The sequence below is a fragment of the Bergeyella porcorum genome (assembly GCF_042427575.1).
Lineage (GTDB): Bacteria > Bacteroidota > Bacteroidia > Flavobacteriales > Weeksellaceae > Bergeyella > Bergeyella porcorum.
In genome coordinates this window covers 193,094-219,327 of the sequence record NZ_JBHMFD010000001.1, presented here as the reverse complement: position 1 = coordinate 219,327, position 26,234 = coordinate 193,094, and the positions used below count along the sequence as shown (strand labels likewise).

Here is a 26,234-nt window from a genome sequence, read left to right as displayed (position 1 = left end):
GGTGAACTGTTTTTTCAGTAAAATAAATTATTTTTGCATTATAATTAGAGTGATATTTTTTGATAAGAAGATTAACTTTTAGAGGGAAAATGTTCTTAGCAGCCTTTTTTACAGGGTTGTTATTTTTGATATTGATTATAAGTCTAAATTTTTATCAGAATCAGAAAAATTTTGAGGCACTTAGAAATAGAAATGTAGAGAAAATTAGCAGAAATATAGCAGAAGGATTGCAGTATGCTACCAATAAAAATAATTGGAAATACACAGATTCGCTTCTAGTGGAGAAGGTCTATGAGCTTGCCAATCTGCATAATGCTAAGGTTTCTATATTTGGTTTAGATGGTGCTTTATATTCTAGTAGTCATAATTCTTTGAAATCGGTTTCGCCAAAGGTCTTACAGCAATTGAAAGTGCAGTTACTTTATACAGAGGAACATAACATAGACAATTTAGATGCTACACTGGTAAATTCCTTTACTTTCCTGAAAGATAAGCAACATAAGAATACAGCGATTTTAGTGGTTCAATTGGTAGAATCTCGCTATTCTATGTTTCCTAAAATAGGAGTTTTATTGAAACAAAATTTTCTACTCGTTTTATTTTTGGTGTGTCTTTGTGCAGCATTCTCTTGGTGGATTTCAAAAAAACTAACAGAAAAAATAGTGGCTATTTCCCAAAAGGTACTTAGTACAGATGTTAATAACTTGCAAAGTCCATTGGAATATGAAGAAAATGATGAGATAACGCCTTTGGTTATAGCTTACAATCAAATGCTTGTGCAGCTGGAAGAGCAGAAAAAAATGTTGCAAAAAACAGAGAGGGAAGAAGCTTGGAAGGAAATGGCAAGACAAGTAGCTCACGAAATCAATAATCCATTGACACCAATGAGGCTGACGGTACAAAATTTCCATAGACGCTACAAGGCAGATGATCCAGATAATATGGAAAAAGTAAAAACACTTACCAAAACAGTGGTTCATCAGATAGACCTTATCAGTGCCATTACAAAATCTTTTTCAGACTTTGCTAAAATGCCTCTGAATGAAGAAACAGATATTGAAATAGTGGAAGTTATACAAAATACACTTGCTATTTTTCCACCCAATGAAGTGGCATTTACTAAGAATGTAGAGCAACTACACTATAAAATAGACCCACTTTACCTCACTAGGATTATCACCAATATTGTGAAAAATGGCTTGCAAGCAATCCCAAATGATAGGGAAAAAAGGGTAGAGGTAGAGCTTATTAATCAATCGGAAAAATTCACTATTTCTATTACAGATAATGGATTAGGAATTTCAGATGAGCAAAAAGGTAAAGTATTCTTGCCTAATTTTACCACAAAATCTGAGGGAATGGGCTTGGGCTTATCAATGGTAAAGAAAATTGTAGAAGATTATAAAGGAAAAATTTGGTTTGAATCTCAGCCGAATTTCGGAACAACATTTTTTATAGAATTTTATAAATTTTAACCGTGAAAAACAAAATAATCATATCACTTTCAGCATTAGTAGTAGGGCTTTCTGCGTATTTGTTTTATGATAGTACCAATGACGATATGTCTGAAGCCGAAATCAAAACAGAGTTTATCAATCTAAAATCAGATTATGAACTTTTGCAAGTAGATTTAGAAAATAATATGAAAGATTTGGCCATCAGTAATAATACGATTCTGATGCAGAAATCTCAAATAGAAACCATTCTGAAAAAAAATGCCATTTCAGAAGAAGAACTTTTGGTAGCAAAACAATTGATGAGTGAAATTTCTCAAAATGTACTGAAAGAATACAATAAAAGGATAGAACATCTCCAGAAAGATAAGGCTGCCCTAAACCTACAAACAGAAAAAGATGCTGAGAAACAAAAAACACTTTTAGCTCAAATAAAAACATTAGAAAAAGATAAAAAAAATCTTAATCAGCAGATAGAAAGAGAGAAACTAAACTCTCTGAAGAAGGATAATCTCATCAAATACGCTTCTAAACTGTCTATCTCTAATTTTATCTTAAAAGGTGTAAAAGTGAGGCGAAACGGAAAAGAAGTACAGACCGATAAGGCTTCCAGAATAGATAAATTGGAAGTGAGTTTTGATATCAATGAAAACCTTTTGGCAGAGACGGGAGAGAAAGAACTCTATTTGGTGGTTCATCTTCCAGATAAGACATTGGCAACTTTTTCTAATAAAGCCTCGGGAACATTTTTATTAAATGGAGAGCAGAAAATATATTCTGAAAAACTGATAATAAACTATATCAATGGGACAAATGTAACGGTAACCACCCAATGGGAAAATGATGACTTCCAAAGAGGGAACTATGTTTTAGAAGTTTATGAAAAAACACCTTCGGGTATCAAAAATATAGGGAAGGCTACTAAAGCATTAGAATAATTGAGGAAGGAGATTAAATAAAAAATCCTATCTTTGCAACATAATAGTTATTAAACTTTTAAATGGACTCGGACATAGTCAAGCTTTTATTAGCATTATTTTTAGTATTACTCAATGGCTTTTTCGTAGCCGCAGAATTTTCAATCGTAAAGGTTCGTTACTCTCAAATCCAGCTGAAAGCCGCTGAGGGCAACTCTATCGCAAAGCAAGCAGAGCATATCATCAAGCATTTGGATGAATACCTTTCCGCCACACAGCTGGGGATTACCTTAGCATCATTAGCCTTAGGGTGGGTAGGAGAGAGTGCTATGCACCATATTATAGAGAACTTATTTGTCTATTTCGATTGGACTACAGACCAAGGACTGATTACCACCATATCTTTGGTACTCAGTTTTTTGATTATCACCATTATGCATATTGTATTTGGTGAACTTATCCCCAAATCTATCGCCATAAGAAAAGCAGAGCCTACCACAATGGCTATTGCTGTTCCGCTTAGGTTTTTCTACACCATTTTCAGACCTTTTATCTGGGCGATGAATCAGATGTCTAATGCTTTTTTGAGATTAATCAAAATACATCCTGCTTCAGAAAATGAAATTCATTCTACCGAAGAGCTCCAGCTACTAGTGAAGCAATCGGCAGATTCTGGGGAAATACAAGAGGAAAACTACGAAATCATTAAAAATGCTTTTGATTTTACAGACCACTCGGCTAAGCAAATTATGGTACCAAGGCAGAATATCTTATCCATTGATATAGAGGATTCTGTAGAGGATATCATCAATCAGATAATGGAAAGTGGCTACTCTCGTATTCCAGTTTATGAAGATTCTATAGACAATATCATTGGGATATTTTATGCTAAGGAAATCATCAGAGAATACATCAAGAGAAAAGGTGATATAGACCACGAAACCCTAAGAATACTAATGCGTGAAGCGTTTTTTGTGGTAGGAAGCAAGAAAATTTCAGACCTGATGAAGGTTTTCCAACAGAAAAAACAGCACTTAGCCATCGTAATTGATGAATTTGGAGGTACCGAAGGGATTATCACTTTGGAAGATATTTTGGAAGAATTGGTAGGAGAAATTCAGGATGAGGAAGATGATGAAGATAAAATAGTAGATAAAGTAGGAGAAAATACCTATTGGGTACAAGCCACCCAACCATTGGAAGAGATTAATGAGTATTTGCCCAAGTTATTCCCACTTTCCGAGGAAGGAGAGTTTAATACTTTAGCAGGCTACATCTTGCACGAATTGGAAGATATCCCAGAAGAAAACCAAGAGTTTGATATGAATGGCTATCATTTCAAGATTTTAAAAATGAATAATAAAAGTGTTGAACTGGTAGAATTGGTATATGATATCGCTGATAACGAAACCATCAGCTCCGAAGAACCATTGGCTTAAAAAATACGAAGATGCAAAATCCATATTTTAATCATATCCACGATTACGACAATCCTCAGAGGGAATATGAGGAAGATGTTGCGGTGATGGAGGATATAGAGGAAAACAACCGATTGGTACTTTGGAACGATGATGTCAATACCTTTGATTTTGTCATCCAATGCTTAATAGAAATTTGCCATCACACTTTAGAGCAAGCAGAACAATGTACGATGCTGGTGCATTATAAAGGTAAATGTACCGTAAAAACAGGAAGTCTGGAACTTATAGAGCCAATGCACGAGAAGTTGCTGTCCAGAGGCTTGACGAGTGAAATACAGTAAGAATAAAATCCCCGAAAAGTAACATTCGGGGATTTTGGTTTAGAAATATATTGGTTGGGTTTAATAGCTCATCTCCACGATTTTAAAAGCATCTTGTGGTGTAAGGGTTTTGTGCTCACCTATGCCAAGCCAACTTCTCTCCTCAAAGGCTTTCTGAACCTTTTCAGCCGTTTCAGAATATTCTTCGGTATAATCAGAAAGTTTTGTTTTAATCCCGATGTTGTGGAAAAACTGTTCCAATTGCTCAATCCCTTTTATTGCTTTTTCTTCGGTGCTTCCATCACAGATATTCCAAACGCGTTCAGCATATTGAGCCAATTTCTCCTTTTTATTTTCAAAATAATAACGGTAGTGGGATGGGGCAATAATAGCCAAGGTTCTCGCGTGGTCTATACCATACTGAGCCGTTAGTTCGTGTCCCATACTATGCACCGCCCAATCGGTAGGCACTCCTTTGGCAATGAGTCCGTTCAGAGCCATTGTGCAGCACCACATAAAATTGGCAGCTGCATCATAATCAAAATTTTCTGCCAATACCTTAGGTGCTACTTCTTGTAGGGTTTGCAAAATACTTTCTGAGAAGCGGTCTTGCAATGTAGCAGCCGTTTTATAAGTCATATATTGCTCTAAAACGTGGGTGTAAGCATCGGCAATGCCATTGGCAATCTGATGTTTTGGAATGGTGCGGATAACCTCTGGGTCTAGGATAGATACCAAAGGGAATAAGCCTGGTCCACCAGAGGACAATTTCTCCCCCGTAGCTCTTCTAGAAATCACATAGCCAGAGTTCATTTCAGAGCCCGTAGCAGGCAGCGTAAGCACCGTAGCAAAAGGCAAAGCATCACCTTCATAAGTGCGTATTTGCTGTTTCAGAATATCCCAAGGTTCCCCATTATAGTTGGCAGCAGCGGCAAGAAATTTGGTTCCATCTATCACAGAGCCACCACCTACTGCTAAAAGATAATTGATATTTTTTTCTTTGATGACCTTCAGAGCATCCATTAAAACTTCATATTCTGGATTGGCAGGGATGCCCCCAAACTCTTCCACCTGATGCTGTTTTAGAGCTTCTTTCACCTGATGGTAAACGCCATTTTTCATAATACTACCACCGCCATAGAGCATTAGAATCTTAGCATCGGTAGGGATTTCATTGGTTAATTTTGCAATTTCACCTTTTCCAAAAATAATTTTGGTAGGATTTTTAAGTTCAAAGTTGAGCATAACTGTATATTTTACTTCAAAAGTACAAATTCTAAAGGATACGCAAGAGTATTTTTATTGGAATTTACACAATGTTGTAAGGTATTCGGTCATTCAAAATTTGTCTATTTTCTAATCCTATTCATTGAAATGCGTACGATGAAAACGAAGATTTATACCACTTCAGTATTTTTAATAAGTTTAAAATCAGAGGGTAGCACTTTTTGGGGATTATAAATTTTAGATATTAGGAATAAAATGATTATCTTACGACCTTTAAAACAGATTTAATTGTCATTAATTGAATAAAACAATCAAAAATTGCTAAATATTTAACTTAAAAAAGTTAAGCTAATGAAGAAGAATAAATTATTCACCGTACTTACTGTTGGTTTTGCTCTTTTTGCAATGTTTTTCGGAGCGGGCAACCTTATTTTACCTCCTTACATCGGGCTGAAGGCTGGTGCAGATTGGTCGTTGGCATTGTTTGGATTTTTCATCACAGCCATATTATCTCCTTTTTTGGGTGTTGTGATGGTTGCTAAATCTGGGACGGCTTTTGTAGATTTGGGCAAGCGTATTCATCCTCAGTTTATCAATGTTTTGGCATTGCTCATCATTTTATGCATTGGGCCTTTGGTTTCCATTCCAAGAACGGGAGCTACTACATTTGAAATAGGTGTTTTACCTTTCTTTCCCGATTTTAATAATGTGTTATTTGCCATTATATTTTTCTCTGTGGTACTTGCATTGTCCATCTCTCAGACCAAGATAGTGGACATCATCGGGATGGTGCTTACGCCATTTTTATTAATCTCATTACTGATTTTAGTCTTTCTGGGAGTATTCAATCCTATGAAAATACCAGAAACGCCTGTGATGACGGGGGCAGAGCTTTTCACTTTTTCATTTGTAGAGGGCTATCAGACTTTGGATGTTTTGGCATCGGTAATTTTTGCAGGGATGATTATAGCGGCAGTGATGCAGAGCGGCTACGCTTCCATTTCGGAGCGGATTAATATCACCATTTGGGCAGGTGTGGTTTCCACGGTTTTTCTTCTTTTGATTTATGGAGGACTGATTTATTTGGGGGCAACTACCGATTATCAGACGCAAGGGGAAGTTTCCAGAACGGCGTTGCTTTTGCACATTTCACATTCGGTGCTGGGGAAAAAAGGAGCTTTTATCATTTCCATTGTTATCGCTTTGGCTTGTCTTACTACCGCCATTGCACTTACTTCTGCCACAGGAGCCTTTTTTGAAAAACTCACCAAAGGGAAGCTTAGCTATAAGATAGGAGTATTGCTTTGTACGGTAGTTTCTATATTGCTGTCCATCAATAGTGTGGATACCATCATCAGCTATGCTATTAATATTTTACTTTTTATCTATCCTATCACTTTTGCAATGATGCTTTACATTTTGGTTTTTGGTAAGAAGGTGAAAAGCAGACAGCCTTATATTGCAGGGATAGTAGTGGCAGGATTGGTTTCTTTGATTTCCGTAGCAGAAAATTTAAAGCTTCCTGTTTCAGGATTGTATCAATTAAAAAATGCTATTCCGCTGAGTGAGTATAGTTTAGAATGGCTTTTGCCTTCATTGGTAGCATTTCTGTTGGTAGCGATGTTGAGCAGAAATTCTCCAATAGAGAAAAACGCTAATAAAGCTGAATAAAAATCATAAAGCGTAATCCGATAAATATTATTATTTTTACGAAAATTTATTTTTTATGAAAAAGATACAGATGGTAGATTTGCAAAGCCAGTATTATAAAATAAAATCAGATGTAGATAATGCCGTTTTGAATGTGATGGATTCTGCAGCTTTCATCAATGGCCCAGAGGTGAAATCTTTCCAAAAAGAGCTGGAAGATTATTTGGGTGTGAAGCACGTTATCCCTTGTGCTAATGGTACCGATGCTCTTCAAATTGCACTAATGGCATTGGACCTAAAAGAAGGTGATGAGATTATTACCAGTGATTTTACCTTTGCTGCAACGGTAGAAATTATTCATTTGCTTAAACTGAAAGCGGTATTGGTAGATGTGGACTATGACACTTTTACCATCGATACTGAAAAAATAAAAGCAGCCATTACGGATAAAACCAAAGCCATCATTCCCGTTCACCTTTTCGGGCAATGTGCCAATATGGAGGAAATTCTCAAAATCGCTAAAGAGCATCAGCTCTATGTAGTGGAAGACAATGCTCAAGCTATTGGAGCAGACTATACTTTTTCTGATGACTCTGTGAAGAAATCTGGTACAATGGGAACTTTAGGAACCACTTCTTTTTTCCCTTCCAAAAACTTAGGATGCTATGGTGATGGCGGTGCTATCTTTACCAATGATGATGAACTGGCACACCAGATAAGAGGCATCGTAAACCACGGAATGTACCAGCGTTACCACCACGATGTCATTGGCGTTAATTCTAGATTAGATAGTATACAAGCAGCCGTTTTAAGAAAGAAATTACCACACTTAGATGGTTATAATGAAGCCAGAAGAAAGGCTGCCGACTTCTATGATGAAGCGTTTGCCAATCATCCAGATATTTTGTTGCCTAAAAGAGCAGAACACTCTACCCACGTATTCCATCAATATACACTAAGGATTTTAAATGGAAAAAGAAACGATTTGGTAGCGTTTTTAGCTGAGAAAGACATTCCAGCGATGATTTATTACCCTATTGCTTTGAGAAACCAAAAAGCTTATTTCCAAGAAAGCAATCCAGAAGATTTTAAAAATACGGACCTACTCATAGAGCAAGTGATTTCTCTACCGATGCATACCGAGCTAGATGATGAGCAATTGTCTTACATTACAGAATCTGTTTTGGAGTTTTTTAAATCTTAAAATATTATATATGAGTATATTAGTAACAGGCGGGCTGGGGTATATTGGCTCTCATACGGTAGTAGAACTTTTGAATGAAGGTTTTGAGGTGGTCATTGTAGATGATTTGTCCAATTCGGAGAAATTTATTCTTCAAAATATAGAAGATATCACAGGCAAAAAACCAGTATTTTATCCCTTTGATTTGAAAAGGAGAGATTTGCTGAAACAGCTTTTAGACGCTCATAATATTGAAGGATGTATCAATTTTGCAGCATACAAAGCGGTGGGAGAGAGCCAAGTGATACCAATGGATTATTACGAAAACAATTTATTTTCATTAATCAATCTATTACAGGAGTTTAAAGAAAGAAATATTTCCAATTTCATTTTCAGTTCATCTTGCACAGTTTATGGTCAAGCTGATGAAATGCCAATAGAGGAAACGACACCTCTGAAAACGCCTGAAAGCTCTTACGGTAAAACCAAACAAATGGGCGAAGAAATCTTGCAAGATTTTGCCAAAGCTCATCAGAAAAAGGTATCCTTGCTAAGGTATTTCAATCCCATAGGTGCTCATCCATCAGCCAAAATAGGAGAATTGCCCCTCGGTATACCCAATAATCTAGTGCCTTATGTTACCCAAACAGCAGCAGGCATCAGAGAGAAACTATCCATTTGGGGAGATGATTATCCTACACCAGATGGCACGGCGATTAGAGATTATATCTATGTAGTAGATTTGGCAAAAGCTCATGTAGCAGCATTGAAAAAGTTGATGAATGCTCAGGAAGATACCGTGGTAGATATTTACAATCTGGGAACAGGAAAAGGTTCTTCGGTTTTGGAAGTGGTAAAAGCATTTGAAAAAGCCAATGATGTAGAGGTGCCTTATCAAATCTGTGATAGAAGGGCAGGGGATATTACCATAGCCTATGCCAATGCCGATAAAGCAGAAAAGGAACTGCAATGGAAAGCAGAAACATCATTGGAAGAAGCTCTAAGAACCACTTGGCAATGGCAGAAGTATTTGGAAGAAAGAAAAAGGGAGTAATCAAGTAGTTGTAAATCAAATAGATTTATTGAATATTTAAAAGCTGTTCTAAAATAGAATGGCTTTTTTACTTACCTAAAAAAAGCTAAATTTGCAAGATTTAATTTCCTCGAAATGAAAAGTAAAAAAGCCCATCATCAACTAGCAACCAGCAGCCAACAACCAGCAGCCAAAGAATACATAGAAATCTACGGTGCCAGAGAGCATAATCTGAAAAACATAGATGTTAAAATTCCACGAAATGAATTGGTGGTCATCACGGGGCTTTCGGGTTCTGGGAAATCTTCCTTGGCGTTTGATACTATCTTTGCGGAGGGGCAAAGACGCTATATTGAGACTTTTTCGGCGTATGCACGGCAATTTCTCGGTGGATTAGAACGCCCCGATGTGGATAAAATAGAAGGGCTCTCACCAGTGATTGCCATTGAGCAAAAAACAACTAACAAAAATCCGCGTTCTACGGTGGGTACGGTAACGGAATTGTATGATTTCTTGCGTTTGCTTTATGCTCGTGTTTCAGATGCATATTCTTTGGAAACAGGTGAGCAGATGGTGAGCTACACCGAAGAGCAGATTTTGGAAAGCATTCAAAAAAATTATCAAGGCGAGAAAGTAATGCTATTAGCCCCTGTGGTTAGGGCAAGGAAAGGGCATTACCACGAGTTGTTTGTGCAGTTGGCAAAGAAAGGTTTTTCCCAAGCGAGGATAGATGGATCGCTTCAAGATATAGAATATGATTTAAAATTAGACCGTTATAAAACTCACGATATAGAAGTAGTGGTGGATAGATGGATTGTAGGCGAGGCTTCTTCGGAGGCGAGAATGGCTCAATCCCTAAAAACTGCCCTACAAATGGGCGATGGCGTGGTGATGATTCAAAAGTTTGGAGAGGAGGATTATCAATATTTTTCTAAAAATCTAATGGATGTGAAATCTGGGAAGGCATTGCCTATACCAGAGCCGAACACATTTTCTTTCAATTCGCCAAAGGGCAGTTGCTCCACTTGTAAAGGCTTGGGAATGGTAAAAAAAATCAACCCCGAGTATTTGGTTTCCGATCCGAAACTATCGGTGCAGTCGGCATTATTACCATTAGAAACTCACCAATTTAGCAAATGGGTGGTCAATCAAATCAAATTAATTCTTGAAGTTTTTGATTTAGACCTAAAAACCCCTTATGAGCAAGTGCCACAAGAGGCGTTGGATTATATTTTCTACGGTTGTCAAAAAGAATTTGTAAAAGAGCTAAAACACGCTGGGATTTCCAAGAAAACGAAAATCAATTTTGAGGGGTTAATCCCTTATTTGGAACAAGCCATTGAAGATAAAGAGCATTACGGAGCTACACAAATAGAACGCGATTTCACGGTGGAAGAAACTTGCCCAAGTTGTAAGGGTGCAAGGCTGATGCCTGAAAGTTTGGCATTTAAAATTGCTGGAAAAAACATTGCGGAAGTCAATGCGATGAGTCTTTTGGATTTGAAAGATTGGCTTCAAGACATTAGAGGAAAATTTAGCGAAAAAAATAAAATCATTGCCCACGAAATTCTGAAAGAAATAGAAACCCGATTGCAGTTTTTATTAGATGTTGGGTTAGATTATTTAAGCCTTAATAGAAGTTCCAAGACCCTTTCAGGTGGGGAGTCTCAAAGAATTCGTTTGGCTACACAAATCGGTTCACAGTTGGTGAATGTGTTGTATATTTTAGATGAGCCGAGCATTGGATTGCACCAAAGGGACAACGAAAGGTTGATTAATTCCCTGAAAAACCTACGAGATTTGGGCAATTCGGTGTTGGTAGTGGAGCACGATAAGGATATGATTTTAGAAGCTGATGAGGTTTTAGACATTGGTCCAAAGGCTGGGAAACACGGTGGGGAAGTGCTTTGGCAAGGCTCTCCGAAGGATTTAATGAAGGCGAAAACCATTACCGCCGATTATCTCACGGGCAAAAGGGAAATTAAAATCCCTGAAAAAAGGCGTGAGGGCAACGGGAAATACATTGTGCTAAAAGGGGCTACGGGCAACAACCTGAAAAATGTAGATTTGGAAATTCCACTCGGCAAATTGGTGGTAGTTACGGGTATTTCGGGAAGTGGAAAATCTTCCTTGATTAACGGAACACTTTACCCTATTCTCAATCGCCATTTTTATCGTGCTGTGCAAGAGCCATTGCCTTACCAAAGCATTGAGGGATTAGAGCATATAGACAAAGTGGTAGATGTGGATCAAACGCCTATTGGGCGTACGCCGCGTTCTAATCCTGCCACTTATACGGGGGTATTTTCGGATATTAGAAATCTTTTTGCAGAGTTGCCAGAGGCTAAAATCCGTGGCTATAAACCAGGGCGTTTTTCCTTTAATGTAAAAGGTGGAAGATGCGAAACTTGCCAAGGGGGTGGACTGAAAGTGATTGAAATGAATTTCTTGCCAGATGTCTATGTGCATTGTGAAACCTGTAATGGCAAACGCTTCAACCGAGAGACTTTGGAAGTTCGCTATAAAGGAAAATCCATCTCCGATGTGCTGGATATGACCATAGATGAAGCCACAGAGTTTTTCCAACCGATACCGAAAATTTACAATAAGGTAAAAACCCTGAAAGATGTGGGCTTGGGCTACATTACGCTGGGGCAACAATCTACTACGCTATCGGGTGGGGAAGCCCAAAGGATAAAACTGGCGACAGAGCTTTCTAAAAAGCAAACAGGGAAAACCCTCTACATCCTTGATGAGCCTACTACGGGCTTGCATTTTGAAGATGTAAAAATTCTGATGGACGCCATTCATCAGTTGGTGGAGTTGGGCAATTCGTTTATCATTATTGAGCATAATATGGATGTGATAAAACTTGCCGACCATATTATAGACATAGGCCCCGAAGGTGGTAAGCACGGTGGCACCATCGTTTTTGAAGGAACCCCAGAGGAAATTGTGAAGTGTAAAAAGTCCTTGACAGGAGAGTTTCTGGGGAGGGAAACCGAGGCGGTTAGCCGATAAATTTCAAATATACTTTTTGGTAAAGTAAAAATAAGTTTTATCTTTGCCACCAACATTTACGAAAAAAGAAAAAGCGTTTGCTTTTATTCTGTTAAAAGAAATCTGGAAAATTTCAAAACGATGCAGAATAAATAGTGAAGACGCTCACGCCTCATATAGGCGTGGGTTTCTTCTTATTTATACATCGTTAGGTATTCCAGAACCTCTTTTAATATAAATAAGAAATTGTTTACTTCGGATAAAAACAATGAAACCCACGCCTTTTCTTTCATTATTAAATTAAAATTAAGTATAACTCTCTGCTTTGGGTTTCGGTGGAGACTTAAAAACATTTTAATAATGAAAAGAATTTCAATTTTAACATTCGTTTTCTTATCGTTTATTAGTTATGCTCAGCTAGGAAATGTAGGTATCAACTCGGTGAACCCAAAAGCCACATTGGAAATAAATATGGCAAATGTGAATGAAAATAATGATACCAATCAAGGTATTCTTATCCCAAGACTAAGCAAAACAAGAGTTGCTAATATACACAATGACAGCCTAAAAACTGGAACTTTGGTATATGTAAATAACACAGACTATACTACCTCTACTCCAAATGATAAAGTAAAAAATATCAAGATAGAGGGATTTTATTACTATGATAATAGTTATTGGCAACATATCTCTGATAAATCTACCATAGAAACCACCAATAGCTTAGGCGGAAAAGAATACACTAATCCAAAATACACAATCATTAGAGGAATGACTACTTTTTCGTGTAATAAAATGGAAGATACTTATATAGCTTATAAAATAGCAAATTTAGCTGATGTAATTACTTGTATTAAAAATAACGAAAATGAATTTGAATATAAGGTTTCATATCATAGTTTTGAAGGCTTAGGTAAAATCACTGATTTGTATATGCGGAAAACAAATATCGGACATGAGATTGTAGGAAAATTAAATGGGGTGGAAGAATTTCTTGTAATGAATAGAGAAACCCCGGTTTTCATAGAAAAAATAGATTTTACTCCATCTAATTTGTAACTCCTGTGGGTGCGGGTGTCCCACTCCATCCCATAAATAAAAAAATACAAGCCAGAGAGTGTTCAGAGGATAACAACAATATTTTAGGCTAAAAGGGTGTCGTTATAGGGTATAACGCCCCTTTTTTTGATTAAAAGAACGCCGTTATAGGGTGTAAAAGTCTTGTTTTAGTATTAAAAGGGCATCGTTATAGGATATAACGACCCTTTTTTTGATTAAAATAACGCCGTTATAGGGTGTAAAAGTCTTGTTTTAGTATTAAAAGAGTATTGTTATAGGGTATAACGACCACTTTTCAGATTAAAAGAACGCCGTTATAGGGTGTAAAAGCCTTGTTTTAGTATTAAAAGGGCATCGTTATAGGGTATAACGATCCTTTTTCGGTTAAAAGAACGCCGTTATAGGGTGTAAAAGTCTTGTTTTAGTATTAAAAGGGCATCGTTATAGGGTATAACGACCCTTTTTTTGATTAAAATAACGCCGTTATAGGGTGTAAAAGTCTTGTTTTAATATTCAATGGACATCGTTATAGCGTATAACGACCCTTTTTGGGTTAGAAAAACGCCGTTATAGAGTATAATAAAAGACATAAAAAACCATCAATACCGTCAGGTTTTAGCCCGATACCCACAGAGAAAAAGCAAAAGGCTTTAGCCAAATCATCTTGGTTAAAGCCTTTTTTATGCCTTTGCTATGGTTGGGCTAAAGCCCAATGCAATTGATGAAATCAAAGTTGCAAGTTACCCTCTCTTTCTTCCCATAAATCTTAAAATAGAGTAGCCAATGAAGCCTGATAAGACAGAGGCTATCAAGATGGCAAATTTGGCTTCGTCTTGTAGGGTAATATCATTTTTAAAAGACAGTAATGCAATGAAAATAGACATTGTAAAGCCTATTCCCGCTAAAAATCCTGTTCCTATCATATGTCCCCAACTGCTTTTGAATGGCAAACTGCTAAGCCCACTTTTGATAGCGATTAGAGAAAATAAATTGATGCCCAATACTTTTCCTAATGCTAATCCGCCAATGATACCAAAACCAAAGTTACTAAACAAGCCATCTACCATCCCTGCTTTAAACAGAATATTGGTGTTCGCCAATGCAAAGATGGGCATAATGATGAAATTCACAGGAGTGTGTAAATGATGTTCCAATTTTTCTAATGGTGAAATCTCGGTTTCAGATTCATTGGTAGGGATGGTAAAGGCAAGTAAAACCCCTGCAATGGTAGCGTGTATGCCAGAATGATGCATAAAGTACCATAGGAATCCTCCAGGAATCAGATAGAAGATGTGCTTCTTAACATTGAAATAATTTAATAATGCCAATAAGACAACTATGCCACCGCTTAGAAAAAGATAATTCCAATGGAGCTGTTCTGTATAGAAGATGGCAATCACCAATATGGCTCCTAAGTCATCTACAATAGCCAAAGCTGCTAAAAATACCTTGATGGATGCTGGTACAGACTTTCCTAAAAGGGAAATAATGGCGAGAGAGAATGCGATATCCGTTGCCATTGGTATGCCCCAGCCGTTTTCGTAAGGGGTATTATGGGTAAAGAGCATATAGATGAGAGCTGGTACCACCATCCCGCCAAGTGCTGCCACTATGGGCAACGAGGCATTGCGAACATTGGAAAGCTCTCCCTCTACTATTTCTCTTTTGATTTCTAATCCCACCAAAAGAAAGAAAATTGCCATTAAGCCATCATTAATCCAAACGCTTACAGAGTAAGCGCCTATCCGCTGGTCTAGAAAATTTTGAAAACTTTCTCCCATAGAGGAGTTAGCAATCATTAGAGAGAAAATCACGCAGGCTATGAGTATCACCCCCGAAGATTGGCTGCTGTGAAAAAAGTTTTTAAAATATTGTGTTAATTTCATTCTTGTTTTCGTTTATAATCGTTTAACTCTAGTAACGCCGTTTATTTTTTTCAATTGTTTTAAAGTTTCTTCCAGTTGGTTTTTATTTTTAACCTCAAGGTTGATGGTTCCTAAAAATACTCCATTATTAGAAGAAATTGAAAGACTCTTCATATCCATTGTCATTGTATTACTGATGATTTGGGTAATATCGCTTATCATTCCTAGTCTATCTAGCCCTTCTATTTCTATTTTTACTCGGTTTTTGAAGCTTTCCGCATTCACCCATTTGGCAGGCACTACACGGTAATCGTATTTGGCTCTTAGGTTAATGGCATTAGGGCAGTTATCATTATGCACCTTAATCCCGTCTGAGATGGTGATGAAACCGAAAATTTTATCACCAGGAATTACTGTACAGCATTTGGCAAAGCTATGATTGAGCTTTTCTTCATCTTTCCCAAAGACAATCATATCCAGATTGGAGGCTGGCGTTTCATCTACTGTTGCTTTTGGGGTAGGTGTTTTTCTGAATCTATTGAGAAGATTGCTGATGACACTTCGGCTGTCCATATATTTTCTAAGGTCTGCCGTATCCAGTGTTCCATTATAAAAGGCAAGGAAAAGCTCTTGCGATGTTTTTAGGTTAAAAAACTTTTGCATTTTGTTTACCTCATCATCACTAAAATTGATTTTAGCGTGGCGAAGTTTTCTTTGCAAAATTTCCTTACCTTCTAAAGTCTCATCTTTTTTGGTAGCATTGAGGACTTGCTTTATTTTGGTTTTGGCTTTTGAGGTAACTACAATATCCAGCCAATCCAGCTTAGGTTTTTGGTTTTGAGAAGAGATAATCTCTATCTGGTCTCCATTTTGTAGGACATAGGAAATCGGAACCAATTTACCATTGATTTTTGCCCCCAGACATTTGGTGCCAAGGTCGCTATGCACAAAGAATGCGAAGTCTAATGCCGTGGCACCTACGGGCAAGATTTTAATTTCACCTTTTGGGGTAAAGACAAAAACTTCTTTGGAATAAAGATTGAGCTTAATGTTATCCAATAGCTCGGAGGTGCTTAGGTCTTGCTGATTTTCCAAAACCTCTCGGATTTCCCTCACCCAATTGTCAAAGATATGCTCATCGGAGTTCGCCTTGAAGCCTTCCTTATATCTGTAGTGAGCCGCAACTCCTTTCTCTGCAATTTCGTCCATTCTTTCGGAGCGAATCTGAACCTCTATCCATTTTTTATCAGGGCCTAAAACCGTGAGGTGCAAACTTTCATAGCCTGTGGAGCGCGGGCGGGTAATCCAGTCTCGCATTCGGTGGGGATTGCTATGGTAGAGGTCTGTAACGATGGAGTAAATCTTCCAAGCAAGAAATTTTTCATTCTTAGCATCAGATTTATAGATAATTCTTATTGCGTAGTTATCATAGACTTCCTCAAAGGCTACATTTTGTTTCAGCATTTTTCGGTAGATAGAAGAGATGGCCTTTGCCCGTCCTTTTATGGTGAAATTGAGCCCTTCCTCCTTCAGTTTTTCGGAAACTTCTTTTTTAAACTCCTCTACATACTTTTCTCTTTCTCCACTTGCGATTTGAAGTTTGCTAATAATTTCATTATAAACATCAGGATTATTGTATTTCAGAGAAAGGTCTTCCAGTTCAGATTTGATGTTATAAAAACCCAAACGGTGAGCCAGAGGGGCGTAGATATATACTGTTTCTGAGGCTATTTTCTTTTGTTTATCAGGCCTCATACTTTCCAGCGTCCGCATATTGTGTAGTCGGTCTGCAATCTTGATGAGTATCACGCGGAAATCCTCCGAAAGTGTCAGCAGGAGTTTTCTGTAATTCTCAGATTGTACAGAGATATTTTGCTGGTTGATGCCCGATATTTTGGTAAGTCCCTGTACAATGTCTGCCACCTTTTTCCCAAAGCGTTCCTCTATATCTTCGTAGGTATAGTCAGAGTCTTCTATCACATCGTGAAGCAATGCACAGACAATGGAAGTGGTCCCTAGTCCAATCTCGTTGGCAACAATCTTTGCCACTTCTATGGGATGGAAGATATAGGGTTCTCCCGTTTTTCTTCTTTGGTCTTTATGAGCATCTAACGCCAAATCAAACGCTTTACGAATCATTTTATTCTGCTCATCATTCAGCGTTCTATAGGTGTTTGAAATCAGGTCTTTGTACCTTGCCAGAATTTCTTTGTTTTCTTGTTCTAAATCGTATGGCATAGTTTCTAATACTTTGGGAACGAAAATACTAAAAAAAAGAATGTTTTGCAAGTTATTATTATCGGTTTCATCTTTGTTTTGACTGTCTTCCAACAAAAATGGGATAATTGATATGATGAAAAATAGTTTTTAACCTGAGTTCGATTAAAATTTTGAGTAAAATATTGTATAATAAGAAAAACATCTACATTCATAACCTATTAATATTCTAAATGTTTAATAACCGTTTCTCAAAATTATCGTCGATAAATTTACGGATATTTTATATGTAGTGGATATATTTTGTACTGAATTTGGAAAATTTACCTAACCTTTTTAATTGGAAATCCTCCAAAGAAGAAACCAAAAGGAGCCACTCCAAAGTCATCACTATTATGACTGTTTTTCAGCTCAGTCGGTATAGAATTTTTAATCATTGTTGAGGCAAAAACTTATGTGCTCGCTATAAGGCTAGCAGTCGGAACACGAGCGGTGAAAAGGTGATGCACTGATACAGGTAAATTTTCATTTTAACCCCGAAAACCTGCAATTAAGCGATTGGAGTAAACTTTATGCCAAAGCCTTTTGGTTAGAAGATGGCGGTTGAGAAACCAGGTGGAATTGTTTAAAGTGTTGTTTGGTGGGGATTAAAGGCAGTTATCATTAGGATAGTTTTTACGAAGTAAGTAATACCCCAAAATGCCTGCCACAGGATAAACAACAAAAACTGAAGGAGGAAATACTACGGGTAGTATCCCTAAAAAGAAGAACACCCCTAATATAATTCCTACAAGTTGTAATAATCCTTTCATAAGCCTAAATGTCCTTACAAAGGTAAAAAAAAATGTTACAGATCAGTTTAATTTAAAGATTGTTAATTATAAAATAACAGGTGGGGAATAGAGATTACCTCATACAATCTCTTGTGTATTCCACACTTCTCTTTAAAAGGTTAAAGATAGCGATAGGTATAATAAATACAACCATTAAAGGTACTACAATAGTATATTTTATGAAATTCCAAACCATAATAGACTCACTATATCCACAAAGATAATGAAAAATGTCAAATAATAATATCACATATCAAGTTAATTTAAAGATTGTTAATGATAAAATAATAGGTACTATTACTAAAAGCCTAGATAAAAAGTAACGAAATCTTTTGGAGATTGTTTTTAACCTGAGTACGATTAAAATTTTTGAGCAAAAATATAGCATAATAAGCAAAACATCTACATTCACAACCAATTAACATCTAAATGTTTAATAACTGTTTATCATAATTATTATGACAATTGATTTTTGTGAACAGAATCCTACTCATTACCAATGTCATAAATAATTTGAGGCACTCTAGATATGTACTTTTGGAAACATATTGACTAAGTTTATTGCATGTATCACTGCATGTTATTTTCTTCCAAAGAAATCTTCTTAAAAAAATGAAACTATAGAGACTAATCAGTTAGCTTTGATTTATTATTTGAACATAGGTTTTTACTCCATTTTTGTTCGGGTTTCCTTGCGGAATCCTTCCCAAAAATCGCATTTTTTGGGAAGACTTGGGAAGGATTCTCGAAGAACTCCCGAAGAAAGCCCCTAAAATGTAGGACAAGAAGTGACATAAAGTGCCAGCCAAGGACAAGCAGAGACACTTAAAGCTGTATTATGTTAAATCGATTGATGTAGAATTATGTAATTGTATTGTATGTTATTGATAATCATATTAATGTGTGGAATTTCAATTATTTGATTTTGTTAATTTGATATCGTGTTTCTTTTTAGAGTGATATGGGATGTTCTTTTTGATTATTGTATCTCCATCTGGTATTTTATTTTTTTTTTCAAATTGAGATAACTTCAATACATTAATTTTGAGTTGAACTAAAAAAACGCCCTCCATCAATAGATGAAAGGGCGAAAAAAAAATGTAAAAAAAAATAGTGTTAAACTCTCTCGTTTTTGATTTCCTCCACAATTTCAGGATTGATAAGGGTGGAAATATCACCAAAACTTTCAAAATCACCTTCGGCAATTTTTCTAAGGATTCTACGCATAATCTTTCCTGAACGGGTCTTAGGTAATGCGGAAACAAATTGTATCTTATCTAGTTTTGCAATAGGACCAATGCTATCCGAAATGAGCATATTGATTTCTTTTCTCAGATTTTCTTTGTCCCTACTTTCACCAGACTCTTTCAGCATTACAAAGCCATAGAGAGCGTTTCCTTTGATGTCGTGTGGATAGCCTACAATGGCAGATTCTGCTACGGCAGGGTGTAGGTTGATGCTGTCTTCTATAGGAGCTGTCCCCAGATTATGCCCCGATACGATGATAACATCGTCCACACGCCCCGTAATTCTATAGTATCCCGTTTCATCTCTCAACGCTCCATCGCCAGTAAAATATTTCCCAGGGAAGGCGGTGAAATAAGTTTCTTTATACCGTTGGTGGTCGCCCCAGATGCTCCTTGCAATACCTGGCCAAGGAAAACGGATGCAAAGATTACCATCTACTTGATTCCCCGTGATTTCATTTCGTTTATCATCCATTAATACGGGTTGTATTCCTGGTAAAGGAAGGGTAGCATAGGTAGGTTTAGTAGGAGTTACAAAAGGGATAGGAGAGATGAGGATGCCTCCCGTCTCGGTTTGCCACCAAGTATCCACAATAGGACATTTCTTTTTCCCGATATGGGTATTGAACCAATGCCAAGCTTCATCATTGATAGGTTCACCTACGGAACCAATGACCCTTAGGCTAGATAAATCGTGCTTTTCTACCCAATCCAAAGATTCTTTTGCCAAAGAACGAATGGCGGTAGGGGCGGTGTAGAATTGAGTAATTTTATGTTTTTCAATAACTTCCCAAAATCGGTTGGGCTCTGGATAAGTTGGTACTCCTTCGAAAATCACTGTTGTAGCCCCATTGGCTAAAGGGCCATATAAAATGTAGGAATGCCCTGTAATCCAGCCAATATCAGCGGTACACCAGAAGATATCATTTTCTCGGTGGTTAAACACATTCTTGAATGTATAACCCGTATAAACCATATAGCCTGCTGTGGTATGCAGCATTCCTTTGGGTTTTCCTGTGGAGCCAGAAGTATATAGGATAAATAGAGGGTCTTCAGCATCCATTATTTTGGAAATGAAATCCGTGGATGCCTGAGGGTAAAGACTGTCTAACCAAACATCTCTGCCTTCTTTCATTGTTACGGGTGTGTGGGTTCTTTTTACCACCAAAACTTTTTCTACCGAAGGACAATGTTCTATCGCTTTGTCCACAATGCCTTTAAGATCAATAGATTTATTTCCTCTGAAACTTCCATCGGAGCAGACGATAACTTTGGCTTCGCAGTCGTTCACTCTGGAAGCTACTGCCGTATCTGAAAATCCTGCAAAAATAACCGAATGAATGGCTCCCATCCTTGCACACGCTAGCATTGTGATGGCTAATTCTGGAATCATAGGAAGATAGATACAGACTCTATCTCCTTTTTCCACGCCTAGTTCCTTCAATACATTTGCCATTTTGCAGACTCTTTCGTGAAGTTCTTTATAGGTGATATGTAGTGCGTCTTCTTTCGGGTCGTTGGGTTCCCAGATGATGGCTGTTTTGTCGCCTCTTTCAGCGAGATGCCTATCAATACAATTTTTGGTGATATTGAGTTTAGCGTTTTTAAACCATTTTATTTTGGCTTTTTCCATATCAAAATCCACCACTTTTGTCCAGCGTTGATACCATACAAATTCTTCATCGGCCACTTTATCCCAGAATTTTTTGGGTTTTTTAATGGATTTTTTGTATTGTTTAAAATAATCTGGTAAGTCGTAAATGTGCGAATTTCTCATAATTAATAATTTTGTTTAGAAATATAAAACAATAAACTCCGATAAAGCTAATCATTTTTTTTGAATCAGAAAAGTACCGCTGTTATAGTTTTTGTCTATAAAAAAAATAGAGATACCAGAAAGTACCTCTATTTCATTTATCGTTTTGCAATTACGCTTCCTTTTTAGATTTAAAAATCTTTTTAGCTCCTAGAAAAATAGGCAACATCAGAAGTCCACCTGCTATACCGTAGAGAACTTGTTTTACCATCGAAGGAACATTAGGTAATGCGTGGTGTAGATAATCGATATTATGCTCAAAAATACCGCCAGCTACCAGAATTAAAGCAACGGTACCAATAACGCCCAAAGATTTGATAACGATAGGCAAGGCCTTTACCAAAAGATTACCCAGAGTGGTAAGAAAACCTTTGTTATTAGACTTTCTGATGAGCTGGTATCCCGCATCATCCATCCTTACAATGAGGGCAACAATGCCATATACACCCACTGTAGCAATGATGGCCACCACAGAAACGGTGAGAATTTGCGTCATCAGAGGAGCTTCCAAAACAGAGCCTAAGGCAATAATAACAATCTCTATGGATAAGATGAAATCCGTCATAATGGCAGATTTTATCTTTGCTTTTTCCAGCTCCAAGCCTTCTTGCTCGCTATGCACTTCTATCACCTCTTCACCAGATTCTTCTTTTTTATGGAAAAGAAATTCTATAATTTTTTCCACACCTTCAAAAGCGAGATAAAGCCCACCTATCACCAGAATAATCTTAATGGCAGGAGGAAAAATTGCTTGTAATAAAAACGCAATAGGCACGATGATCAGTTTATTGATAAACGAACCTTTCATAATGGACATAAGCACGGGAATCTCTCTATTGGAAAGGAAACCAGTTGCTTTTTCGGCATTTACAGCGAGGTCATCGCCCAATATACCAGCCGTTTGTTTGGTCGCTATTTTGGAAGCCGAAGCCACATCGTCCATCAAAGCACCAATGTCATCTAAAATTGCAAAAAATCCTGAAGCCATAGTTTAAATTTTCGGCAAATGTAAAGAATTTTTGAGACAAATAGATTTTAAATGCTTACCTTTATCTTGAAAAATATAATAGATATTATAATGGATAGAAAAACCTTTCTGAAAAATGCAGTACTACTTGCAGGAGCTTGCTTTTTGCCAAGTGTCAATTTCTTCAAAGCAAAACCTTTCAAACACTTAAAGCAAAATAGTATTCATAAAAAAATCATCATCATTGGTTCAGGATATGGTGGTGCAGTGGCAGCTCTGCGACTTTGCGAAAAGGGATATCGGGTGTGTATGCTGGAAATGGGGCTCAATTGGGAAAAATCTAAAGAAAAATTCTCTCCGATGATTTCTCCAGGAAAATCGGCAGCGTGGTTAAAAAACAAGACAATAGCACCGTTTTTTAATATCTTTCCACTGAAAAAATACACAGGTGTATTAGATAGATTGGATTACGAAAATATCAAAATATGGATGGGGAGAGGTGTTGGCGGAGGTTCTTTGGTTAATGGAGGTATGGCGGTTACACCAAAGAAAGAATATTTCAAAGAGGTTTTTCCTCAGTTGGATGCAGATTTGTTTTATCAAAAATATTTTCCTTTGGCAAATAGTGAACTCGCTGTTAACTTCCCATCAGAAGAGTTTTTGAAGGAATGTGATTATTATAAATTCAGTAGAGTAGCAGAGATAGAAGCCCAAAAATCGGGGTTCAAAACGGTTAGGATTCCCAATGTTTATGATTTCAAATATATGGAAGATGAATATGCAGGAAAAGTGCCCAAATCTGCTCTTGCAGGTGAGGTGATTTATGGAAATAATCACGGAAAAAAAACGCTAAATCAGACCTATCTGAAAAAAGCTTTGGCTACCGGAAATCTTGAAATTTTAGATTTGCATAAGGTGGAAAGCATTCAGCAAGAAGAGGGGAATAGATATCTTCTTGCTGTATCAGAAATTAATACTTTAGGCGAAACTGTTGCAGAGAAACAAATTTCTTGCGAAATGCTGTTTTTGGCTGCTGGAACTATGGGAACAATGGAACTACTGCTAAAATCAAAAGCACAGAAAAAAATCAGTATAGATGACAATATTGGAAAAGAGTGGGGGAATAATGGTAATTTTATGACTGGACGCAACTTTGTAAATCCCTTTTCTGGAGGTACGGGTGTTAAACAATCTACTATTCCTGTGGGTGCAATAGATCATTGGGATGATGCTGAAAATCCATTTTTTGCAGAGATTGCTCCTTTGCCAATGGGATTGAATGTGGCTACTTCGCTCTATTTGATGATAAATAGATTAGATAAATTTGGAAGCGTAGAATGGAACCCTAAAAAAAATGCGATAGATCTCAATTGGACAAAACAACATACAACTAAAATGAAAGAAAATGCTAGATATCTTATCCGAAAATTGAACAAAATCAATGGTGGAACAAGAACGCATTTTTTGTTTCATAATGGCTTTGGACACGATATTTGCTACCATCCGCTTGGAGGTGCTGTTTTGGGCAAAGCTACTAATAATTTCGGTAGACTCAATTGGCATAAAAACCTCTATATTATGGATGGTAGTTTAATACCTGGCACCATTGGCGTAAACCCATTTGTTACCATCACTGCCGTGGCAGAATACTGTATGGAGTGTATTTTAGAAGATTTGAAAACAGTTTGATTTTACACAAAAAAACACTATTTTCGCAGAAAATAAAAAAGTAAAATTTGAACCCGAAAACTATTGATATGGCGAAGGTGTATTTCCAACTCATTGGAGGTGAATCTTACGCCACGCAATATAGCAACATTGTGAGCCGACATCTGCCCGATTGTCGGCTTTTTGTTTTAAAAATGATAACTAACTTTATAACCCTATAACCTTTTTAACAAACATTATGAGCAATACTTACAAATCCGCAGGCGTAGATAAAGAAGAAGGCTACCAAACGGTAGAGAAAATAAAAAAAGCTGTGAGCGAAACCCATAACGAAAATGTCCTCAATGGCATTGGGAGCTTCGGAGCGTTTTACCAAATTGCAGGGTATAAAAATCCCGTTCTAGTGAGCGGAACCGATGGCGTAGGAACGAAACTGAAAATCGCTATCGATACCAAAAAGTTTGATACCATCGGAATAGATTGCTTTGCGATGTGTGCCAACGATATTCTTTGCCACGGGGCTAAACCGCTTTTCTTTTTAGATTATTTGGCTTGTGGTAAATTGGATTCTGATGTGGCTGCCGAAATCGTTCTAGGCATTACCAAAGCTTGTAAAGATAATGAATGTGCCCTAATAGGTGGCGAAACTGCTGAAATGCCAGGGATGTACCAACCAGGCGATTATGATGTGGCAGGCTTCTGCGTGGGCATCGTAGAGAAAGACGAAATTATCGATGGTTCTAAAATCCAAAAAGGACAGAAAATTATTGCATTGCCAAGCTCGGGATTCCACTCTAATGGCTTTTCTTTGGTGAGAAAAATTTTCCCAGATTTCAATGAGGAGTTTGAAGGAAAACCACTTTACGAAACGCTTCTTGTCCCTACCAAATTGTATTATCAAAGCATTTTCAAACTTCTAAAAGAAGTGGAGCTGAAAGGTATTGCCCATATCACAGGTGGCGGACTGATAGAAAATGTACCGAGAATTATTCCAGATGGACTTTGTGCAAAAATTGACACCCAAAAAATCCAAATCCCAAGTATAATGCTAGAATGCGAAAAACGCGGAAATATTGATAGAATGGAGATGTTCGGTACTTTCAATATGGGCGTGGGAATGGTAGTGGTAGTAGAGGAAACCGATGCCGAGAAAGTCCTTTCCCTCCTTGATGATGCTTATGAAATAGGAGAGATTGTGGAGAATGAAGAAAAAATTGTTTTAAAGTAAGAAACAAAGTTTAAACCATAGGCGGTAGGCTTTATGCTTACTGCCGATGACTTAAAGCATTGGAAGAAAAATTGAAATGTCGACAATTTGTCGACAACTGAAATAAAAAAATAAAACGCCCATCACTTCCCCCTTTGAAGGGGGCGAGGGGGATGTAAAAAACAACAGAAATTATGACAAACGAAAATTTAGAAAACAATCTTGAAGGTAGAAAAATGTCAATGATGTTTCTCTTGTTTGACAAGCCGTGCGAAATGCCTTCAAATGAGGAAATCGCCAAAAAACTTTCCGAAAAAGGCTATCAAGTAGATGCTCAATGGGAGGCGAATAATCAATCGCTTCGTATCTTTTATTTACCTGAATACACGGTAGATTTTTCAGATGCCAAGAATGCCCCTTTCCAATTGATGATGTTTGATATAGTTCAGAGAGAAAAACCTCTGTGCGATGAAATAGCAAAAACTCAGTTTTGGCGTACTCCAAATAGCGAGGATTTAATCAATTCCTGCCAATGGCAAGTGATGATTAGTGATTTTATGTCAATGAATCATCCACCGAAGATACGCACCAAAATTTTGTCGGATTGGTTATACATCGCCTTAGAATTATTCCCAACCTGCAAAGCTGTTTGGTTTGAGGGAAGTCAGAACATTTTAGATGTAGAAACCCTAAATAACAATCCCCTTTCAGAAGAAAATCGTGTGCTTTATGGCGGTCTGAACGCTCGTTTTTTCCGAATTGGAACTTCCGATGATTTCATTGTGGATACTTTGGGATTACATACTTTTGGAGTTCCCGATGTTCAAATTCATTTTCATTCTCTTAATCCTAATGATGTAGTAAGTTTAGCATACGATATTGCCTTTTATCAGTTTGAAAATGATGTTCCTATCACTGATGGAGAAACTGTTGCAGGGCTTGATGAAAACGGAATAATGAATGAAAATATCAAGTGGAAATGTCAATATGAAGTTGCCATTATAGACCCAAAACGAGAAGTTTTGGACATTAATCCAGAAAACTACGCCGCAGGAAACCGATAATTTTTCATCAACAAGGTAAATAAAATAAAGAAATTAAAATAGAAAAAACAACTCCACGATTGGTAAGATAATTAACAAAAACCTTA

At 37.1% G+C, this 26,234-nt stretch carries 18 protein-coding genes; 12 read left to right on the top strand and 6 right to left on the bottom strand.

Annotated elements, in window-relative coordinates; translation table 11 throughout:
* Positions 1 to 59 precede the first annotated feature (59 nt).
* From ACFFUE_RS00905 to ACFFUE_RS00890, 4 genes are all read left to right on the top strand, one after another.
* Positions 60 to 1,475, top strand: a complete 1,416-nt coding sequence (locus ACFFUE_RS00905; RefSeq protein ID WP_376831985.1) for a sensor histidine kinase — start codon at positions 60 to 62, stop codon at positions 1,473 to 1,475.
* Between the two features lie 2 nt (positions 1,476 to 1,477).
* Positions 1,478 to 2,392 carry a DUF8428 domain-containing protein gene (locus ACFFUE_RS00900; protein WP_376831983.1) on the top strand — a complete coding sequence of 305 codons (915 nt, stop codon included), beginning with the start codon at positions 1,478 to 1,480 and terminating at the stop codon, positions 2,390 to 2,392.
* 62 nt (positions 2,393 to 2,454) lie between these two features.
* Entirely contained in the window at positions 2,455 to 3,810 is a 1,356-nt protein-coding gene (locus ACFFUE_RS00895) for a hemolysin family protein (RefSeq protein ID WP_376831980.1), read from the top strand.
* An 11-nt stretch (positions 3,811 to 3,821) separates the two neighbouring features.
* Complete coding sequence (locus ACFFUE_RS00890) at positions 3,822 to 4,133, top strand: ATP-dependent Clp protease adaptor ClpS (protein WP_327984714.1); 312 nt, start codon at positions 3,822 to 3,824, stop codon at positions 4,131 to 4,133.
* A gap of 60 nt (positions 4,134 to 4,193) precedes the next feature.
* Here the strand turns inward: ACFFUE_RS00890 and ACFFUE_RS00885 are convergent, their stop codons facing one another.
* Positions 4,194 to 5,357: an iron-containing alcohol dehydrogenase gene (locus tag ACFFUE_RS00885; RefSeq protein WP_376831978.1), complete on the bottom strand. Its 1,164-nt coding sequence runs from the start codon at positions 5,355 to 5,357 to the stop codon at positions 4,194 to 4,196.
* 333 nt (positions 5,358 to 5,690) lie between these two features.
* Between ACFFUE_RS00885 and brnQ the strand changes: the two genes are divergently transcribed.
* The 5 genes from brnQ (at position 5,691) to ACFFUE_RS00860 (ending at position 13,264) form a co-directional block, all read left to right on the top strand.
* A complete protein-coding gene (gene brnQ / locus ACFFUE_RS00880; RefSeq protein ID WP_376831976.1) occupies positions 5,691 to 7,010 on the top strand; it encodes a branched-chain amino acid transport system II carrier protein in 1,320 nt (439 codons plus the stop codon).
* A 55-nt stretch (positions 7,011 to 7,065) separates the two neighbouring features.
* On the top strand, positions 7,066 to 8,193 hold the full coding sequence (locus ACFFUE_RS00875; protein ID WP_376831974.1) for a DegT/DnrJ/EryC1/StrS family aminotransferase: 1,128 nt from the start codon (positions 7,066 to 7,068) through the stop codon (positions 8,191 to 8,193).
* Between the two features lie 10 nt (positions 8,194 to 8,203).
* Positions 8,204 to 9,226 (top strand): UDP-glucose 4-epimerase GalE, encoded by a 1,023-nt coding sequence (gene galE, locus ACFFUE_RS00870; protein ID WP_376831972.1) that lies wholly within the window; start codon positions 8,204 to 8,206, stop codon positions 9,224 to 9,226.
* Positions 9,227 to 9,340: 114 nt separating this feature from the next.
* Entirely contained in the window at positions 9,341 to 12,226 is a 2,886-nt protein-coding gene (gene uvrA / locus ACFFUE_RS00865; RefSeq protein WP_376831970.1) for an excinuclease ABC subunit UvrA, read from the top strand.
* Between the two features lie 339 nt (positions 12,227 to 12,565).
* Entirely contained in the window at positions 12,566 to 13,264 is a 699-nt protein-coding gene (locus ACFFUE_RS00860; protein WP_376831968.1) for a phage tail-like protein, read from the top strand.
* A gap of 740 nt (positions 13,265 to 14,004) precedes the next feature.
* Here the strand turns inward: ACFFUE_RS00860 and nhaA are convergent.
* The 5 genes from nhaA to ACFFUE_RS00835 all read right to left on the bottom strand — a co-directional run bounded on the left by nhaA (position 14,005) and on the right by ACFFUE_RS00835 (position 22,230).
* A complete protein-coding gene (gene nhaA, locus ACFFUE_RS00855) occupies positions 14,005 to 15,150 on the bottom strand; it encodes a Na+/H+ antiporter NhaA (RefSeq protein WP_376831966.1) in 1,146 nt (381 codons plus the stop codon).
* Between the two features lie 12 nt (positions 15,151 to 15,162).
* Entirely contained in the window at positions 15,163 to 17,367 is a 2,205-nt protein-coding gene (locus tag ACFFUE_RS00850) for a RelA/SpoT family protein (RefSeq protein WP_376831964.1), read from the bottom strand.
* A gap of 626 nt (positions 17,368 to 17,993) precedes the next feature.
* Positions 17,994 to 18,158: a hypothetical protein gene (locus ACFFUE_RS00845; protein WP_376831962.1), complete on the bottom strand. Its 165-nt coding sequence runs from the start codon at positions 18,156 to 18,158 to the stop codon at positions 17,994 to 17,996.
* Between the two features lie 1,137 nt (positions 18,159 to 19,295).
* A complete protein-coding gene (gene acs / locus ACFFUE_RS00840) occupies positions 19,296 to 21,203 on the bottom strand; it encodes an acetate--CoA ligase (protein ID WP_376831960.1) in 1,908 nt (635 codons plus the stop codon).
* A 151-nt stretch (positions 21,204 to 21,354) separates the two neighbouring features.
* Positions 21,355 to 22,230: a DUF808 domain-containing protein gene (locus tag ACFFUE_RS00835; protein ID WP_327984704.1), complete on the bottom strand. Its 876-nt coding sequence runs from the start codon at positions 22,228 to 22,230 to the stop codon at positions 21,355 to 21,357.
* A 51-nt stretch (positions 22,231 to 22,281) separates the two neighbouring features.
* On the opposite strand from ACFFUE_RS00835, the gene ACFFUE_RS00830 reads away from it, so the two are divergent.
* The 3 genes from ACFFUE_RS00830 (at position 22,282) to ACFFUE_RS00820 (ending at position 26,148) form a co-directional block, all read left to right on the top strand.
* Positions 22,282 to 23,898: a GMC family oxidoreductase N-terminal domain-containing protein gene (locus ACFFUE_RS00830; protein ID WP_376831958.1), complete on the top strand. Its 1,617-nt coding sequence runs from the start codon at positions 22,282 to 22,284 to the stop codon at positions 23,896 to 23,898.
* Positions 23,899 to 24,115: 217 nt separating this feature from the next.
* On the top strand, positions 24,116 to 25,105 hold the full coding sequence (gene purM, locus ACFFUE_RS00825; protein ID WP_376831956.1) for a phosphoribosylformylglycinamidine cyclo-ligase: 990 nt from the start codon (positions 24,116 to 24,118) through the stop codon (positions 25,103 to 25,105).
* A 173-nt stretch (positions 25,106 to 25,278) separates the two neighbouring features.
* Complete coding sequence (locus tag ACFFUE_RS00820) at positions 25,279 to 26,148, top strand: DUF4261 domain-containing protein (protein WP_376831954.1); 870 nt, start codon at positions 25,279 to 25,281, stop codon at positions 26,146 to 26,148.
* The last annotated feature ends 86 nt before the right edge of the window (positions 26,149 to 26,234 follow it).

Bases quoted from the DNA above. Each gene is read 5' to 3' on its own strand.
- ACFFUE_RS00895 (WP_376831980.1), top strand. From the start codon at position 2,455: ATGGACTCGGACATAGTCAAGCTTTTATTAGCATTATTTTTAGTATTA.
- ACFFUE_RS00890 (WP_327984714.1), top strand. From the start codon at position 3,822: ATGCAAAATCCATATTTTAATCATATCCACGATTACGACAATCCTCAG.
- ACFFUE_RS00885 (WP_376831978.1), bottom strand. From the start codon at position 5,357: ATGCTCAACTTTGAACTTAAAAATCCTACCAAAATTATTTTTGGAAAA.
- brnQ (WP_376831976.1), top strand. From the start codon at position 5,691: ATGAAGAAGAATAAATTATTCACCGTACTTACTGTTGGTTTTGCTCTT.
- ACFFUE_RS00875 (WP_376831974.1), top strand. From the start codon at position 7,066: ATGAAAAAGATACAGATGGTAGATTTGCAAAGCCAGTATTATAAAATA.
- galE (WP_376831972.1), top strand. From the start codon at position 8,204: ATGAGTATATTAGTAACAGGCGGGCTGGGGTATATTGGCTCTCATACG.
- uvrA (WP_376831970.1), top strand. From the start codon at position 9,341: ATGAAAAGTAAAAAAGCCCATCATCAACTAGCAACCAGCAGCCAACAA.
- ACFFUE_RS00860 (WP_376831968.1), top strand. From the start codon at position 12,566: ATGAAAAGAATTTCAATTTTAACATTCGTTTTCTTATCGTTTATTAGT.
- nhaA (WP_376831966.1), bottom strand. From the start codon at position 15,150: ATGAAATTAACACAATATTTTAAAAACTTTTTTCACAGCAGCCAATCT.
- ACFFUE_RS00850 (WP_376831964.1), bottom strand. From the start codon at position 17,367: ATGCCATACGATTTAGAACAAGAAAACAAAGAAATTCTGGCAAGGTAC.
- ACFFUE_RS00845 (WP_376831962.1), bottom strand. From the start codon at position 18,158: ATGAAAGGATTATTACAACTTGTAGGAATTATATTAGGGGTGTTCTTC.
- acs (WP_376831960.1), bottom strand. From the start codon at position 21,203: ATGAGAAATTCGCACATTTACGACTTACCAGATTATTTTAAACAATAC.
- ACFFUE_RS00835 (WP_327984704.1), bottom strand. From the start codon at position 22,230: ATGGCTTCAGGATTTTTTGCAATTTTAGATGACATTGGTGCTTTGATG.
- ACFFUE_RS00830 (WP_376831958.1), top strand. From the start codon at position 22,282: ATGCTTACCTTTATCTTGAAAAATATAATAGATATTATAATGGATAGA.
- purM (WP_376831956.1), top strand. From the start codon at position 24,116: ATGAGCAATACTTACAAATCCGCAGGCGTAGATAAAGAAGAAGGCTAC.
- ACFFUE_RS00820 (WP_376831954.1), top strand. From the start codon at position 25,279: ATGACAAACGAAAATTTAGAAAACAATCTTGAAGGTAGAAAAATGTCA.